At 48.0% G+C, this 15,694-nt stretch carries 14 protein-coding genes; 3 read left to right on the top strand and 11 right to left on the bottom strand.

The window, feature by feature from the left end:
* Window positions 1-179 precede the first annotated feature (179 nt).
* The gene (locus KQI_RS26820) at window positions 180-578 is read left to right on the top strand and encodes an AbrB/MazE/SpoVT family DNA-binding domain-containing protein (protein WP_010346996.1); all 399 of its coding nucleotides are present in this window, start codon (window positions 180-182) and stop codon (window positions 576-578) included.
* 296 nt (window positions 579-874) lie between these two features.
* Complete coding sequence (gene serS, locus KQI_RS0111995; RefSeq protein WP_010346995.1) at window positions 875-2,164, top strand: serine--tRNA ligase; 1,290 nt, start codon at window positions 875-877, stop codon at window positions 2,162-2,164.
* A 119-nt stretch (window positions 2,165-2,283) separates the two neighbouring features.
* Here the strand turns inward: serS and hmpA are convergent, their stop codons facing one another.
* From hmpA to KQI_RS0111955, 8 genes are all read right to left on the bottom strand, one after another.
* Complete coding sequence (gene hmpA, locus KQI_RS0111990; protein ID WP_010346994.1) at window positions 2,284-3,513, bottom strand: NO-inducible flavohemoprotein; 1,230 nt, start codon at window positions 3,511-3,513, stop codon at window positions 2,284-2,286.
* A 285-nt stretch (window positions 3,514-3,798) separates the two neighbouring features.
* A complete protein-coding gene (locus KQI_RS0111985) occupies window positions 3,799-4,584 on the bottom strand; it encodes an HAD-IIA family hydrolase (RefSeq protein ID WP_010346993.1) in 786 nt (261 codons plus the stop codon).
* 49 nt (window positions 4,585-4,633) lie between these two features.
* On the bottom strand, window positions 4,634-5,431 hold the full coding sequence (locus tag KQI_RS0111980; RefSeq protein WP_010346991.1) for a sugar phosphate isomerase/epimerase family protein: 798 nt from the start codon (window positions 5,429-5,431) through the stop codon (window positions 4,634-4,636).
* Window positions 5,432-5,463: 32 nt separating this feature from the next.
* A complete protein-coding gene (locus tag KQI_RS0111975; protein WP_010346989.1) occupies window positions 5,464-6,513 on the bottom strand; it encodes an ABC transporter ATP-binding protein in 1,050 nt (349 codons plus the stop codon).
* 2 nt (window positions 6,514-6,515) lie between these two features.
* Window positions 6,516-7,304, bottom strand: coding sequence for an ABC transporter permease (locus KQI_RS0111970; RefSeq protein WP_010346988.1), 789 nt, complete (start codon window positions 7,302-7,304; stop codon window positions 6,516-6,518).
* Between the two features lies 1 nt (window position 7,305).
* Window positions 7,306-8,121 (bottom strand): ABC transporter permease, encoded by an 816-nt coding sequence (locus tag KQI_RS0111965; RefSeq protein ID WP_039774389.1) that lies wholly within the window; start codon window positions 8,119-8,121, stop codon window positions 7,306-7,308.
* Between the two features lie 28 nt (window positions 8,122-8,149).
* Window positions 8,150-9,220 carry an extracellular solute-binding protein gene (locus tag KQI_RS0111960; RefSeq protein WP_241763899.1) on the bottom strand — a complete coding sequence of 357 codons (1,071 nt, stop codon included), beginning with the start codon at window positions 9,218-9,220 and terminating at the stop codon, window positions 8,150-8,152.
* Between the two features lie 160 nt (window positions 9,221-9,380).
* A complete protein-coding gene (locus tag KQI_RS0111955) occupies window positions 9,381-9,938 on the bottom strand; it encodes a glycerol-3-phosphate responsive antiterminator (RefSeq protein ID WP_029390126.1) in 558 nt (185 codons plus the stop codon).
* A gap of 296 nt (window positions 9,939-10,234) precedes the next feature.
* On the opposite strand from KQI_RS0111955, the gene KQI_RS0111950 reads away from it, so the two are divergent.
* Complete coding sequence (locus KQI_RS0111950; RefSeq protein ID WP_010346984.1) at window positions 10,235-11,773, top strand: family 43 glycosylhydrolase; 1,539 nt, start codon at window positions 10,235-10,237, stop codon at window positions 11,771-11,773.
* 120 nt (window positions 11,774-11,893) lie between these two features.
* Here the strand turns inward: KQI_RS0111950 and KQI_RS0111945 are convergent, their stop codons facing one another.
* From KQI_RS0111945 to celB, 3 genes are all read right to left on the bottom strand, one after another.
* Window positions 11,894-12,604: a GntR family transcriptional regulator gene (locus KQI_RS0111945; RefSeq protein ID WP_010346983.1), complete on the bottom strand. Its 711-nt coding sequence runs from the start codon at window positions 12,602-12,604 to the stop codon at window positions 11,894-11,896.
* Window positions 12,605-12,813: 209 nt separating this feature from the next.
* Window positions 12,814-14,223 (bottom strand): glycoside hydrolase family 1 protein, encoded by a 1,410-nt coding sequence (locus tag KQI_RS0111940; protein WP_010346982.1) that lies wholly within the window; start codon window positions 14,221-14,223, stop codon window positions 12,814-12,816.
* A gap of 73 nt (window positions 14,224-14,296) precedes the next feature.
* Window positions 14,297-15,625 carry a PTS cellobiose transporter subunit IIC gene (gene celB / locus KQI_RS0111935; protein ID WP_010346981.1) on the bottom strand — a complete coding sequence of 443 codons (1,329 nt, stop codon included), beginning with the start codon at window positions 15,623-15,625 and terminating at the stop codon, window positions 14,297-14,299.
* Window positions 15,626-15,694: the final 69 nt, after the last annotated feature.

The raw sequence follows: 15,694 nt of genomic DNA, 5'->3' as shown, positions 1-15,694 counted from the left end.
AATAAACCACCCTTCCAGCGTGAAATTTAACTTATTGCATATTTAAATAAAAAAGAGACTTGGAAAATCTATTGTATAATTAAAAGTTCATCTTTCCATAATAGTACCACTTTTTGGAATAAATATAAACACTTCTATTTTATTTCTTTTTATCTTGTTAATAGGAGAGTGTCGCAATTGTGATTCCTAAAGAAATGCGGAGATCAATGGATATTGGCGTTGGTGATCCTCTGGAATTTTATATAGATGCCGAAACAGGTTTTTTGAGTATGCGCAAGTATACCGGGGCCTCCTGTAAAATGTGTAGTTCTGTTGAATATGTGACCTATTTCAGAGATTCCTTTTTGTGCAAAAGATGTATACATGAGTTGAAAGGAAATATAGGGGTTAGTCACATTCCTGTTCCTGTTGTCAAGGAGCCTACTCACCAGGAAAAGAAAACGCATCAGCCTTCACACATATTAATCGAACGACTGAGAGAACTCATACGTGAGCATCCGAACGCTAGGCAGGGCGAATATGCAAAATGGCTTGGCGTGTCACAGGGCCGTATACCCCAGCTTAAAAAGTTGTTATAACTTGCTTAACCTGCCGAAAATCCGTATACTTACAAAAAAGCAAACGATACTATGCCTGTGAAGAGCATCCAACTCGGAGGCGTTTACGTCAAGGATCATACATTAGCGTACGATATGGCAATATGTTCCTAAGTAGACCGGACCCGCCCGTTACAGCGGAGTAAAGTGGATTGGAGAGCTATGACATCTGTCATGCTGTCCGGTCAATTTGGGTGGCACCGCGAGATATAAGCGCTCCTCGTCCCATGTGGATGAGGGCGCTTTTTGTATTTTTATCCGAAAGGGAGTGCGGTGTCATGTTGGACATCAAATGGATCAGAGAGCATCAGGAAGAGGTTCAGACAGCAGCAGACAACAAAGGAATGCAAGTATCGGTGGCAGAGCTGCTGGCCTTGGATGATCGGAGAAAAGAGCTGCTACAGGAAGTGGAACAACTGCGTCAGATGCGTAATCAGTGTAGTCAGGATATCGGGGCACTGCTTCATGCCGGAAGGAATGAACAGGCAGATGCAGCCAAGCGGCAGGTCAAAGAAATTAACGGACAATTAGACCGTCTGGAGGTCCCGCAGCAGGAAGTAGAGGAGCAGTTTCAGCAGCTTTTGCTTCTGATGCCTAATATCGTATCGCCAGATACGCCACGGGGCAGATCGGATGAGGATAATGTGGAACTGGAACGGGTCGGAACGATACCCGATTTCGGATTTGAACCCAAGGATCATATGGCACTCGGCCAGCTACACAGCCTATTCGACGTTCCTCGTGGTGTCAAAACAGCCGGAACCCGTAACTATTACCTGACGGGGACAGGGGTCGCGTTACACCGGGCTGTGCAGCAGCTTGCAGTCGATCTGCTGACTGAGCGGGGATTCCAGCTGCTGGACGTTCCACTGATGGTGCGCTCGGAGGCCATGCGTAGCACTGGCTTTTTCCCGCTTGGGCTGGATCAGACCTACCGCATCACAGGGGAGGATCAATGGCTCGTAGGCACCTCGGAGGTTCCGCTGGTCGCATATTACAGCGGTGAAATCGTAGATGTCACCGCTCCGATCCGACTGGCGGCTGTATCGGTATGCTTCCGCAATGAGGTAGGCTCAGCCGGAAGAGATGTGCACGGGCTATATCGTGTACACCAGTTCGCCAAGGTGGAGCAGGTCGTGCTTTGCGAAGCCAGTCTGGACGCTTCGGAGCAGATGTTTCAGGAGATTACGCGCAATGCGGAAGACCTGCTTCAACTGCTGGAGCTGCCTTACCGCAAAATGGCGGTCTGCACAGGCGACATGGCGCAAAAAACCTACAAGCAGGTAGACATTGAGACATGGATGCCTAGCCGACAGGCTTACGGTGAGACGCATTCGTCGTCACAGCTGCTTGATTTTCAGGCGCGCCGTTCCAACATTCGCTACCGCAATGCGGACGGCAAGCTGCAATATTGCTACACACTCAACAATACAGCGGTCGCTTCGCCCCGGATTTTGATCCCGTTGCTGGAGCATCATCAGCAGGAGGACGGCTCGATCCGAATTCCGGAGGCTTTACGTCGGTATATGCCGCAGCAGATGGAGTTTTTGCGTCCGCCCATTTTATGAAAACACGAGCACACTTAGAAGAATAGTACCCAATGAGTAGTGCCCAGTAAGTATGATTTCCCATTGTTATCATCGCAAAAAAGACGAAGGACAACCGTCCTTCGTCTTTTTGTGATGTCTTACTGCGCTTCTGCTTCCCATGCACTGGCAGGGCCAAAAAACTCATAGTGGATATCCGAAACAGGGATATTCCACTCCTTCAACAGGCCATACACCGATTGCATGAACGCCTCAGGACCGCAAAAGTAATATTGGGCGTTCCGTTCCGGCACCACGGATTGCAGCCAAGGCAGGTCCAGACGGCCTTCCTTGTGAAAGACCTGCGCCAGCCGATCCTGCTCTGTTGGTCTGCTGTAACACCACCGAACTGCGGCCTGTGCATGTGCGGCGACCAACTTTTCCACCTCATTACGCAGAGCATGGTTATCCCCATTGACTGCTGCATGGACAAAGGTAACAGGGCGATCCGGGGCAGACTTCACCAAGGAAGCCAGCATGCTGACCATCGGTGTTAGCCCGACTCCACCGCTAATTAACACGACAGGTCTGTGATCTGCCTGGTCCAGCGTAAAATCACCAGCCGGTGCAGATACCTGCAGCACATCGCCCTCCTGTACCTGATCATGCAGATACATGGATACTTTACCCGCTGGACGGGACCCTACAGCATCCTCGCGTTTTACGGATATCCGGTAGTGAGGTTGGCCCGGTGCATCCGAAAGGCTGTATTGACGGATGTGGGTATTATGTTCACCCGGAATCTGCATCTTTAGGCTGATATATTGCCCAGGCTCGAATGCAGGCAACACCTGTCCATCTTGCGGCACCAGATAAAAGGACGTAATTTGGTCGCTTTCCTTGACCTTTTTCTGCACAACAAAACTCTTAAATTCTGACCAGCCTCCCTGCTGCTGTTCCGCCTCGTTGTACATTTCAGCTTCCACGTCTATAAATACATTAGCGATCACACCATAGGCCTCGGCCCAAGCGTTAATGATCTCGTCTGTAGCCGCATCCCCCAGCACGTCCTTGATCGCAGCAAGCAGATATTTTCCGACGATAGGATAATGCTCAGGCCTAATTCCCAAACTGCGATGCTTATGCGCAATCTGCCGCACCACCGGAAGGATTTCCTCCAGACGATCAATATGCTGTGCAGCCGCATATACAGCATTGGCCAGTGCCCCTTGCTGACGTCCTTGCTTCTGGTTAGCGTGATTGAATATATTGAGTAGCTCGGGATGAGCCTCAAACATCATTTGGTAAAAGCGCTTGGTAATCGTAGTGCCATGAACCTCCAAAACAGGTACAGTCGATTTGATCGTTGCAATGGTTTGCTCACTCAGCATCTTTGTATCCCTCTTCTCTCCAAAATAAGATGAACAAAGGGTGTCTCAACATATGCACCCCATTGTTAACCCTCCATTTACAACCCAGTATACCCACATAAAGTAACCGTTAATGTGATCACAGTCACTTTAAATTTGAATAATTCGAACATGTCAATGACAAAACTCACACTCATAAACGTTTCCGGTGTAAGTAATGACCTTTCTACAAGCAGGCAAAAAGGGGAACACCTATAGGCCTGAGCCGACGGACGTTCCCCTTTTCATTCACTTACAAAATATTGACTATAGCCACTTCAGCAAGTCTTCAAGTGTACTAAATACATAATGAGGTACAATGGCGCTCTTAAGCAAGCCCTCGCTCCCTGTGACTCCGGTAAGAACTAGCGCTGTGTGGACAGCACTGTTGACACCCATCATGATATCTGTCTCCAAACGATCTCCGATCATCAGACAGCGCCCTGCATCCACATCTGATAATTGCAATGCCCTATCTATATAATAAGTGGAGGGTTTGCCTGTCATCACTGAAATATCAAGCGTGCTCGCCGCTTCAATTGCTTTGGCGATAGGCCATGAATCGGGTATGATTCCGCCAGGTACAGGACAGAACGGATCAGGATTTGCCACAATAAACCTGGCCCCGTTCCTGACTGCATTCATACCTGCCGTCATTTTGGCATACGAGAACTCCCGATCCAGTCCGACAACCAAATGCGTAGCTTCCATTGGATTATCCGTCAGGATAATGTCCAGCACATCCAGTTCTTGCTCAAGCGCCCGCTCTCCAATAACGAACGCCCGTACATCCTCTTGCTGCTCCTTCAGGTACATCCCTGATACATAGCCTGCTGTCAAAATGTCGTCTACCGAAGGCTCCAAGCCCATAGCCTGAAGCCTGTCACGACACTCCTCGCGGGTATATATCGTTGTGTTAGTCAAATACATGACCTTCTTGCCCAACTGAATCAGACGAGAAATCACCTCATTCACTCCCGGCAATAACTCGCTGCCTGTATAGATTGTTCCGTCAAGATCAAAAAAGTAGGCTTCATACCGGGACGGGTCCATCTCCCCAATCGTCCCCTGCCCATGTGATATGGCGTTTAAGTTCAAAGGATTATAGTGCAAGATGCTGCCGAAGCAGTTGCTTTCCTTTCACTAAATGGTTCAGGGCTGTTCCAGGAGAATATTCCAGAATCAGTTGACAGGGAGCATCCACTTCTTGTAATGCATCATATATGGGCTGCCAGTGGATGGAGCCTTCTCCGATGGGCAGATGCTCATCACCAACACCAGAGTTATCATGAATATGAACAGAAAACAGACGTTCCTTTACACTGCGAATCATTTGCGGAATATCCCAGCCATTCAAGTGGGCATGTCCCGTATCAATCAAATAACCTGCCGTATGATCCAACTGATCCAGACAGCTCAAATACTCTTGTTCCGAATAAATGGAAGCACCGTTATAGCCTACATTTTCAACTGCCAACTTGACTCCAAGAGGCCCTGCTACCTGACAAAGCTGGTGCAGATACTCCTGTGCACGATGTTGAGCTACAACCTTATCAAAGGCTGGAGAGAAGCAAAAGCCCGGATGGATGACTACATGTTCTGCTTCAATCTCATGCGCAAATTCAATGGCTTTTTTGTACTCCTCATAAGAAGCTGTACGGATCGCCTGATTCTCGCTCGTCAGATTCGTATCCCACGCTGGAGGATGGACGGAAAAGGTACAATGGTGGGGCCGCAAAGCCTTACCTATCTTCTTGATCTGCTCATCCATGCAATTCCACTGGATACCGTCCATAAGCAGTTCAATTTTATCCGCGCCATGGTTCACCAGTTGTTCCACGTTCTCCTCGACTGAACGTGTTAATAATGGAAGATCAGAGTAGCTGATTTGTGTGTTCATGCTGACGTTCCTCCTCAATGCTGTATGTTGTTCTACGTATAAATAAGCTTGTGATGCTGAAGCCGAAGCTGCACCTGATCCCCTTCGTTTAGATGAATATCATTGGGAACGTCCAGCAGCAGCTTATGCCCATTTGCATCCGCTATGACCCTATAACGCTCCCCGAGGAAGATGCTCTCCCGGATACGCACCGGGAAACCCTGACCCGTTGACGCTTCAACCTCAATATCTTCAGGTCTGAGAAATGCCTCCACTTCCTCTCCCTCAATAAAATCTCGACTGCCGTGATATGGTGTGAGGGCAAAGCCGAACTGCACCGACCAGCCTTCCTTTGTATGAACGGCCTGTCCCTTCAATCGGTTGACCTGTCCGACAAATTGTGCCACAAAAGAAGACTTTGGCTGATGATATACTTCCTTGGGCGTACCGATCTGCCGAACCACTCCTTTATCCATCACCGCAATCCGGTCGGCAATCGCCATAGCCTCCACCTGATCATGCGTAACATAGATAGTCGTGATGTTCAGCTTCCGGAAGAGCTGGGCCAGCTCAATCCTCAGGTACTCCTTGAGCTTGGCATCCAGTGCTGTCAACGGCTCGTCCATCAGCAGAATTTTAGGTTCCGTAGCCAACGCCCGCGCTACCGCCACCCTTTGTTGTTGTCCGCCAGATAGTTGAGAAGGCCTGCGATCCTTCAGTTCTTGCAGACTCATCAGCTCCAGCATCTCTTGCACTTTAACCGCAATCTCCTGCTTGCTCTTCTTGCGGAGCTTCATGCCAAAAGCAATGTTCTGCGCAACGGTCATCGTCGGGAACAAAGCATACTGCTGGAACACCAGCCCAATATCCCGCTTTTCCGGCAGCAGATGGTTGATCTCCACTCCATTGACGTTAATGGAGCCGCCGCTTGAATTCTCCAGACCAGCCATAATGCGCAGCAGGGTACTTTTGCCGCAGCCTGAAGGCCCGAGCAGAACCAGAACCTCACCATGCTGAACATCCAGATTGATCGGTTCAAGTGCCGCCGTTCCGTCCGGATACGTCTTATGCACCCCACGAATGCGAATATAGGTTTCCCCCATGTTTAGACCCCTCCTCTGGTATACGTCGAAGACTGATTCAGCTTGTGCAGAATGAACATCAATGGAACTGCAATGACCAGAAATACCACCGTGTACGCGCTCCCGATCTCGATCCGCAGTGAAGAGTAAGCTTCATACAGTCCTACAGGCAGGGTCACTTTAAGCGGTGTATACAGGAAAAATGTCATATTGAATTCTCCGAGCGACAGCAGGAATACCAGCATAGCTCCCGACAATACCGCTGATTTGATACTTGGCAGAATAACATAAAAAAAACGGTAAAAAGGGCCTGCTCCCAGCGTAGCCGCGCTTTCATCAAGTGCCTTGAAGTTCTTGGTTCTGAGTGTCCCTAGCACAGTTCTAAAAATTAGAGGGAACGTCACAATGACATGTCCTAGCAAAATCAGCCAGCCCGCTTCCCGAAGCGGCGCATAAGTCTGGATCAGCGCCAGCGCAATCGCGACCCCCGGCACTGCAATCGGCAAAGTCAAAATTTCCTCCATGATCATCATCCAGCGGCTGTTCGTTTTGGAAAACTGGTAAGCCGTCATCGTGCCCAGCAACACATTAATGATTACGGTTGAGACAGCAATCACTAGTGTGAAGAGAATGGTGGCGCCGTAATAGTGAAACACTTCCCGGTACCATTTTAAAGTCCAGCCCGAAGCAAACAGGCTTGACCCCCAGTAATTGGCGAACGAACCGATCACGGTGAACAAAAGGGGGATCATCATGAACAGGCTGACGATCACAATCAGAGCATACATGATGCCTTTGCCCAACTTTTGCATATTAGCGCATCCCCCTCTCCATAATGATGCGATTCGTTAGATTCATCAGCACACAAATCATTCCGATCACAACGGCTATCGCGCTCGCCACCTCAATCTTGAAGCTTAAAGTAAACTCGTTATACATCAGGATCGGCAATATGTCGAAGTTATTAGCCAGCGTAAACGCAGTACCAAACGCACTCATCGATGTAGAGAAAGCCAGCGCACCAGAAGCTATAAAAATCGGGAATACGGTCGGTAGCACCACATAACGAATCGCCTGCCAGGGTGACGCTCCCAGCGTTCTGGCCGCCTCCTCCAAAGTTCGGTCAAAATGCTGGATCGCGCCATATAGCGATAGAATGACCCTCGGAATTTCAAAGTACAAGTAAGCCAGCAAAATGCCTGTGATCGTATAGGCAACTGCCATGGAAGGCGTACCTGTCAGCCATTTGCTCAACATCGGCATTACACCCGTAGTACCAAACAAAATAATGACCATAAAGCCAACAACTACACCCGGAAGCGACATTGGAAATGTCAGCAAGGTAAAATACAGCGTTTTGCCCTTAAATTCGTTCCGTGCCAGAAAAAAGGCTAGAAGTCCTGCCAGAACCAGAGAGGATACGGTTGCGGCAAGGGAGAGCAGCAAACTGTTGACGAGTGCTTTAGAATAGTAGGGGTCAGTAAGTATTTGTGTGTAGTTGTGGAGAGTCATCGCTCCGTCTCCCTCACTCCTCAGGCTCGTTAACACGAGAATAACCAGTGGATAGAGAAAAAAGAAACTGAAGATGATCATGATCGGCGTTAGAAAAAAGATTTTGTGCCTTACCATACCCATACTTCTCTCCTCTTTATCATTATCATTTGCCAGCGGTTACTTCGTTTTTCCAACGTTCATTCACTTCTGTCTGCACCTTGTTCATTTGTTCATAATTTACACTTTGTACACGCGCATAGTCGCTTTCCGGCAGGAATTTGTCCTTTGTTTCACGTGGAATATCTACGGCACGGATGGGACGTACATAACCTTGAGCGAATAACTGTTGACCCTCATCCGACAGCATAAAGTCTATATATTTCTTGCCGTTGTCCTGATTAGGACCATTTTTGACGAGGGACACGATATAAGGAACCTTCAGGGAGCCTTCCTTCGGAATCACGACTTCAATGGGAGCTTGATCGTTGTATTTCATCGTATATCCGTTAAAATCAGCATCAATAAGGATTGGAATCTCACCTTTCATAACTTTGGCGGTTGCCGTCTGTTTCGGATGGATCGTACCATTCAGCTCCAGTTGCTTTAGATATTGGATGCCTGGGTCCCAATTATCGAGCGTTCCACCCATAGCAATATTGGCTGCTGTTACCACGCTATATCCCACTGCTGCAGAAGTCGGGTCCAAGAAGCCAACTTTATCTTTATACTCTGGCTTGAGCAGATCAGCCCATGAACGAGGCACAGGCACATTCCCGAGCGCATCCTTATTCACAATGAAAGCAATCGCTCCGTAATGGACAGCCATCCATTTGCCGTCAGGGTCTTTAAGGTCTGCAGGAATTTCGTTAAAATGCTCAGGTTTGTAGGCTTCAGCCACTCCTTCTTTAACCGCCTGCGGTCCAAAGGTAATGCCCAAATAGGCCACGTCCGCCACTGGCTTGTTCTTCTCTGCGATCATTGCGGTCATGGCTTGTCCGCTGTTTTTATTATCTGCCGGGACACGAATGCCTGTCTTTTCCATAAATTTTGCTTGGACAGCTTCCCAATTGGCCCACAATGGCGGGTTATTGTATGCAATGGCTACCTTGCTTGTGCTACTGCCATCTTGACCAGCCAGTCCAGCTCCACTCGTACCTGTCCCTGCAGAACATGCTGCCAGAGTTAATGCCATTACCGCACTGACTGTACCCCATACCCATTTTTTCTTCATCATTTCTTAATCACCTGTTCCTTGAGATTTTTTGTACTGCTTGAACGATTGAATGCAAAAGAGAACACAAAAAAACACATAGGTATCCCCTTATCACATTCAGTAAAGGATAGCTATGGGTTCTCATGGTCTCCACCCAAGATATCGTATGAAATTCACGAACCTACAAATTCCATAATTCTGATCGGCTTAGCGATACGGCATCTGCCCCTGCCTTCATTGCTTCTTCCACCTGCTCCGGTGTCGATATCAGTCCAGCAGCAATGATAGGCAAGCCTGTCTGTTCCTGAAAAGCCGGAATAATAGATGGCGCGATCCCCGGCATGATTTCAATTGCGTCAGGTTCATTCTCTTTAATACTGCGAATTGCGGTTTGGAACGATCCTGTGTCAATCAGGAAAACACGCTGAATGGTCAGCAACCCTTCTTTTTTGGCTGCACGAATCGTAGCACTTTTGGTGCTTACGATGCCCGCAGGCTGTACATGCCCGGCCAGAAACGCTGCAGCCTCTTTATCATTGGAAAGCCCTTTGACCAGATCCGTATGTACAAACACCGGCTTTTGCTTCCTCAGCTCCTGAAATTCCGTCTCCAGCAGACTTGTAATCTTGCCATGCATCAGCAGCACCGCACACGCCTTAGAGCGAACGGCCAGCGCCACATGATCATGTTCTGCTGCCGCAATGATAGGGTGGGTCTGGAGCATTTCTCTGATGTTCATATGGCTTCCTTCTTCCTTCATAGTCGCGTCAAGCATCGTTAGCCAAATGATAAACAGCAATAGATCATAATAGCACATGCTCATCTGCCTTCGCTTATATTCAACAATAATCAACATTTGTCATCGCAGTATCAAATCTGTTTTAAATTAAAATCTTATGAGTCTTACAATCTAATCATCAAAGACTTCAATTTATTCCACTTGTAAACGCTTCCAATTAAGATAAAATCGAAGATGAGGCACGGGACAAGCCGTTCCGGTCTATCCTATCCGTATTAAAGGAGGCAGATGATATCGTGAAGTGGACCAACAACAGCAAATGGTTAGGCGCATGGATTTGTATCTTGCTTGCAGTGGCCGGTACAGGTCTTCAGCCCGACGCAGCACATGCCAATACGACAAGCGTGACTCATGCAACCTACGAGACCCCGGCTCGGCTGCCCAACAGCTTGAACGTCACCCATGCAGAGCTATCTCTGAATGCAACAGCAAGCACAGCCATTACCAACGGAACGGATTGGAAAGACACTGCAGGTAATCCGATACAGGCGAACAGCGGCAATATTCTAAAAGTAGGTTCCACTTATTATTGGTACGGCGAGCATGCCGAGAACTGGAAATTTGAAAAAGTGAACGTTTATACCTCTACCGATCTGAAAAATTGGTCCTTCCGCAGCACCATCCTCACCAAAAATTCCGCCCCTGAGCTGAATTCCAGCAAAATCGAACGTCCCAAGGTTATTTACAACAAAACCACCGGCAAATATGTCCTATGGGCGCATTATGAAAATGGTATAGACTATTCACTCGGTCGTGTAGCTGTCGCTATCAGCGATACACCCGACGGGAATTTTGTCTACCAAGGCAGCTTCCGTCCGCTGAATTATGAGTCCCGTGATATGACGGTGTTTACAGATACCGACGGTAGCGGCTACCTCATTACGGCTTCTCGTAAAAATGGCGGGGCCAATGATACGATGGCGATCTTCAAGCTGACAGCCGACTATACGGGAGTACAGTCATTTGTTGGCTGGATTTTCGAGAATGGCTACCGTGAAGCCCCTGCTGTTGTGAAAAAGAACAACACCTACTACCTGTTCACCTCGCAGGCATCCGGCTGGTATCCGAACCAGGGAGCCTATGCCACCGCCAGCTCCATGACCGGAAGCTGGTCTGCGCTGTCACCCTTCGGTGACCCGGCAGCTTATGGTTCGCAAATTCACTCCATCGCTACGATTACAGGCAGCGCAGGAACCAGCTACATCTATATGGGCGATCGCTGGAACCCACTCAATCTGAGTGACCACAAATTCATTTGGCTGCCGCTGACGCTGAATGACTCCAATAAAACAGCAGCCCTGAACTGGTACAGCAGCTGGGATCTGAATGCGGCCACAGGTTCGGTCATCCTGCCGTCCCTTGTGAATCACGCGCAAGGCAAAACCGCGACTGCCAGCTCAGTTGCATCCACTTCTGCGGCTTCACTGGCGAACGACGGCAATGCCCAAACCTCGTGGAAGGCTGCATCTGCATCCTGGCCCGCTTGGTGGCAGGTCGATTTGGGCAGTACGAAAACGATCAACGAAGTAGATATTTCATGGTTTATGTACAAAGGCTCTGAAGCGTATTACAAATATAAAATTGAATACAGCACAGATGGGGTTAACTATTCCACCATTGACCGTACGACCAATACTGCGTATGGCTTTACCAGTGACAAAGTCAATTTCCAAGCCCGCTACGTGCGAATCAATCTCGTAAATGCGGTACTATTTAATAATCCAAACAACTGGTATACCCCGACGGTGCATGAAGTCAGACTGCTGGGTAACTAATTCGTTTCATGAAAAAGAACATGGCAGGAAATCACCTACATAAAGGAGGCTCCTTCTGCCATGTTTTCTTTTTACCACATTACCATTTACCACATTATCATCCGCTTCGTACATACTTACTCAACGCATCCGATTGACTGTGGTAAACACAAATTTGTCGTACCGATGCCGTGAGAATGAGTATTCAAATGGTATACCCGTATCCAGATAACCCACCTGCTCAATTTCCAAGATTGGATCATCCGCTGCACAGTCCAAATGCTCCCGATCCAGTTCTGTCGACTTGGACGCCCGGATTGTACGATGTAAACCGACAATATTAAGGCCCAGCTCCTCCTTAATATGTTTGTACACTGAGCCGTACAGCACCTGCTCGGTAATACCACTAATCAGCTTCGTGGGCATGTACGTGCGCTCGATAACATACGGCTCACCCTCCACAACACGCAGACGGATCACATGATATACAGGGGAATTAGCATCAATAAATAGATGAGCTGCTACTTCCGCGGATGGAAATTGAACGTCAAAGGCGACAATCTTATTTTTAATTTCTTTCCCGCGCAGTACGTTGGTTAACCCCAACATTTCATTAACAACGACGTTAACAGGACTATTATGAACCGATTTGACGATAAAGGTGCCGTGTCCTCTTTTACGATTCAGCAGCCCTTCCATCACTAACGTATCCAATGCCCTCTTGATCGTCATCCGACTTACCTGGAACTCACTTGCCAGTGAAATCTCATCGGGAATCGGATCATCACCGCTATAGGTCTTATTCATAATACGCTGTTTGACCTCTTGCGCAATCCGCTCGTATTTATTCATCTGTCTACCACCTGTACTAAAAATTGTTTTATGTCAGCATTTTACCAAAAACATCGGTAGCGCTGGTTCTTATGTCTCTGCAGGCGGGACGTTAAGGTATTACGGTATAAGTAGTATACCGAACATTACACTTTCTCACCAGCGGTATACAGCATAGCTCATTTCCAGCGATGAAGAAAAAAAGGCGGTCCAGAGGACCACCCACCACCTTAGAATCCGTTATTTTCGATCACCTGTTTGAACCAGTGTCCACTCTGTTTAACGGATCTTTTGCCTCCGTCCTGAAGATCGACAGACACGAAGCCATAGCGATTTTTATAAGCGTTCGACCAGGACCAGTTATCCATAAACGTCCATAAGTGATAGCCCTTCACATTGGAGCCTTCCGAGATGGCCCGTTGAACCCATTTGAGATGCTCACGGATAAAATCAATGCGGTAGTCATCATGGATCATGCCGTTCGCATCCCTGAATTTTTCCTCACCTTGGACGCCCATTCCATTTTCTGAAATGAAGCACTCAATGTTGCCGTAATTCTGTCTGACATTGGTCAGAATATCGTAAATCCCCTTCTCATAAATTTCCCAGCCCCGCATCTCATTCATCTTGCGACCAGGCATGACGTAATAATCGAAGAAGCGCTCCGGTACAAAAGGCGCGTCCGGATTCGGCAGACTTTCACGGGCCTTGACTCTGCGCGGCTGATAATAGTTAATGCCCAGCAGATCCACAGTACCCTGGCGTATAATCTCCCGATCTCCTTCTTCTGTCGAAGGTAAAAATCCCTCTTGGCGTAACAGCTCTACGAGCAAAGGATTAAATTCTCCCGTCACAGATGGGTCCAAAAAGGAACGGTTAAAGAACGCATCGCATATTTCAGCAGCCTGCACGTCTGCCGGGTGCTGACTACGCGGATAGGTCGGCGTCAGGTTCAAAATAATACCGATTTTGCCCTTGTAGCCTCCCTCTTTGTAAGCCTTAATGACACTTGCGCTCGATAACAGGGTATGATACCCCACCTGTACGGCTTTGCCGAAATCCACTACATTCGGATAATGGAAATCGTACAGATAGCCGCCTTCCACCGGGACAATCGGCTCGTTATGCGTAAACCATTTGGCTACACGATCCCCGAACAGCTCAAAGCAAGTGTTAGCGTAATCCACGTAAGCTTCGACCGTCTCCCGGTTCACCCAGCCTCCTTTTTCCTGTAAAGCCATCGGCAAATCAAAATGATACAGGTTCACAAACGGCTCAATATCCGCCTGCTGCAACTCTTCAATGACGGCATTATAGAACTGAACCGCCTGCTGGTTCATTGCACCTCTTCCCGCCGGAAACAGACGCGACCAGGAAATGGAGAACCGGAAAGAGTTGTGACCAAGCTCTTTCATGAGTGCAATATCCTCTTTGTAACGGGTATAGAAACGGGATGTATCGGCAGGGCCAACCCCGTCATAGAAACGGTTCGGCTCCTGCTCAAACCAGTAATCCCAAATGTTTGGTCCTTTGCCGTCCCCCTCCACGGTTCCTTCTGTCTGGGTAGCCGAAGCTGACGAACCCCACCAGAAGTCGGATGGAAAACGGTATTGAATGGCTTGCTTCTCTATATCTTTCATTTCGGTATGATTCACAGCTCTACTCCTCTCTCTTTTCCAATGAACAAGCTGCTAGTTCAGCAGCTCATTCACGTTACATTCCAACAGTTTGATCCTTACCTGCAATGGCTGCTTGGCTAAGCTCCTCTTCCTGCTCTTTACGAACGTTCATCCGGTCAATAATTTTCAGGAACGGGAACCAGATGATAAAGACAACAGCCATATTGAACAGTTGCAGCACGCCACCCATCAGGGAGCCCGTACCCATCATTCCACTAAAGAACAACGGCATCGTCCAAGGAACCTGTATCCCGTTTGGCGGCGGTACAATCCCGGTGGACATGGCAAAGTAAGTAATCAGCGTAACGATCATTGGAGAAATGACCCATGGAACAAAAATAAGCGGATTCATCACAATCGGCAGACCGAATATGACGGGTTCGTTGACATTAAACAGACCCGGTCCAAGGGCCAGCTTACTGACCTGCTTCATTTGCTTGCTCTTCAGGAAGATCAGAATCGTGAGCACCACAGCCAGCGTCATACCTGTACCACCGATACCTACTGTATAAATATCCACAAACTGCTTAGTGATAATATGCGGCAGTTCCAAACCTTTGGAGTACGCTTCATAGTTTTCAAGTGCCAGCGTATTCCAGATTGGGTCCATGACCGAGTTGATAATGATTTGACCATGAAGCCCAAAGAACCATAAGAGCTGAACAAAGAAAATAGCAATCAATGTAGGTATAATTCCACTGCCCAAATGCACCAGCGGCGCCTGAACGGCATGATAAATCAAATCATGCAGGTTATTGTGAAGGGTCAGGGTAACTATAACGTTGATGATCAAAAATATGCCCAATGTGATACACGCCGGAAGCAAAGCGGCAAACGATTTGGCAACTGCCGGCGGAACGCCTGGAGGCATTTTAATAATAAAGTTCCGCTGTGTCACCTTTCGGTAAATCTCGGCCGCAATAAAAGCGACGATCATACCAAGGAACATGCCCTTGGCCCCAATCCGATCAACCGGAATGACCCCAGCAATCGTAGCACCGCTTTCTTGTGTCAGCACAAACGGGGTCAGCATCAAAAAGCTGGCCAACGCGATCATGCCGCCGAATATGGGCTCGACCTTATAACTTCGAGATAGGTAATAGCCAATCCCGACGACCACGAATAGGGTCATGATGTTCAGTGTGGCATTAGGCGCAATATTCAACAGATTTTGAAAAGTTGTCAGATTGCCCTCGCCCATCCACCCTTTTAAGAACGGCAGATTGATAATAACAACAATAATGGAGCCAAAAACTGTTAATGGAAATGACAGCATAAATGCATCACGTAGTACAGTAAGATAGCGGTTGTTGTTCAGTTTACCGGCAATAGGTATCAGTATCCGGCTTAATTTTTCAAACAAAGCCTATTCCTCCCCGCGAAGTGACTTGCATCAAATGGTTGCAAGCATTTCATGTCACAAATTTCACAA

It is taken from the genome of Paenibacillus peoriae KCTC 3763, assembly GCF_000236805.1.
GTDB classification, from domain to species: domain Bacteria; phylum Bacillota; class Bacilli; order Paenibacillales; family Paenibacillaceae; genus Paenibacillus; species Paenibacillus peoriae.
This window is presented reverse-complemented; position numbering and strand designations above follow the sequence as displayed.

Excerpts from the sequence above, each read along its gene's own strand:
- KQI_RS0111945 (WP_010346983.1), bottom strand. The coding sequence starts at position 12,604 with ATGAATAAATACGAGCGGATTGCGCAAGAGGTCAAACAGCGTATTATG.
- KQI_RS0111965 (WP_039774389.1), bottom strand. The coding sequence starts at position 8,121 with ATGGTAAGGCACAAAATCTTTTTTCTAACGCCGATCATGATCATCTTC.
- KQI_RS0111940 (WP_010346982.1), bottom strand. The coding sequence starts at position 14,223 with ATGAAAGATATAGAGAAGCAAGCCATTCAATACCGTTTTCCATCCGAC.
- serS (WP_010346995.1), top strand. The coding sequence starts at position 875 with ATGTTGGACATCAAATGGATCAGAGAGCATCAGGAAGAGGTTCAGACA.
- KQI_RS0111985 (WP_010346993.1), bottom strand. The coding sequence starts at position 4,584 with ATGGACCCGTCCCGGTATGAAGCCTACTTTTTTGATCTTGACGGAACA.
- KQI_RS0111955 (WP_029390126.1), bottom strand. The coding sequence starts at position 9,938 with ATGAACATCAGAGAAATGCTCCAGACCCACCCTATCATTGCGGCAGCA.
- KQI_RS0111980 (WP_010346991.1), bottom strand. The coding sequence starts at position 5,431 with ATGAACACACAAATCAGCTACTCTGATCTTCCATTATTAACACGTTCA.
- KQI_RS0111975 (WP_010346989.1), bottom strand. The coding sequence starts at position 6,513 with ATGGGGGAAACCTATATTCGCATTCGTGGGGTGCATAAGACGTATCCG.
- hmpA (WP_010346994.1), bottom strand. The coding sequence starts at position 3,513 with ATGCTGAGTGAGCAAACCATTGCAACGATCAAATCGACTGTACCTGTT.
- KQI_RS0111970 (WP_010346988.1), bottom strand. The coding sequence starts at position 7,304 with ATGCAAAAGTTGGGCAAAGGCATCATGTATGCTCTGATTGTGATCGTC.
- KQI_RS0111960 (WP_241763899.1), bottom strand. The coding sequence starts at position 9,220 with ATGATGAAGAAAAAATGGGTATGGGGTACAGTCAGTGCGGTAATGGCA.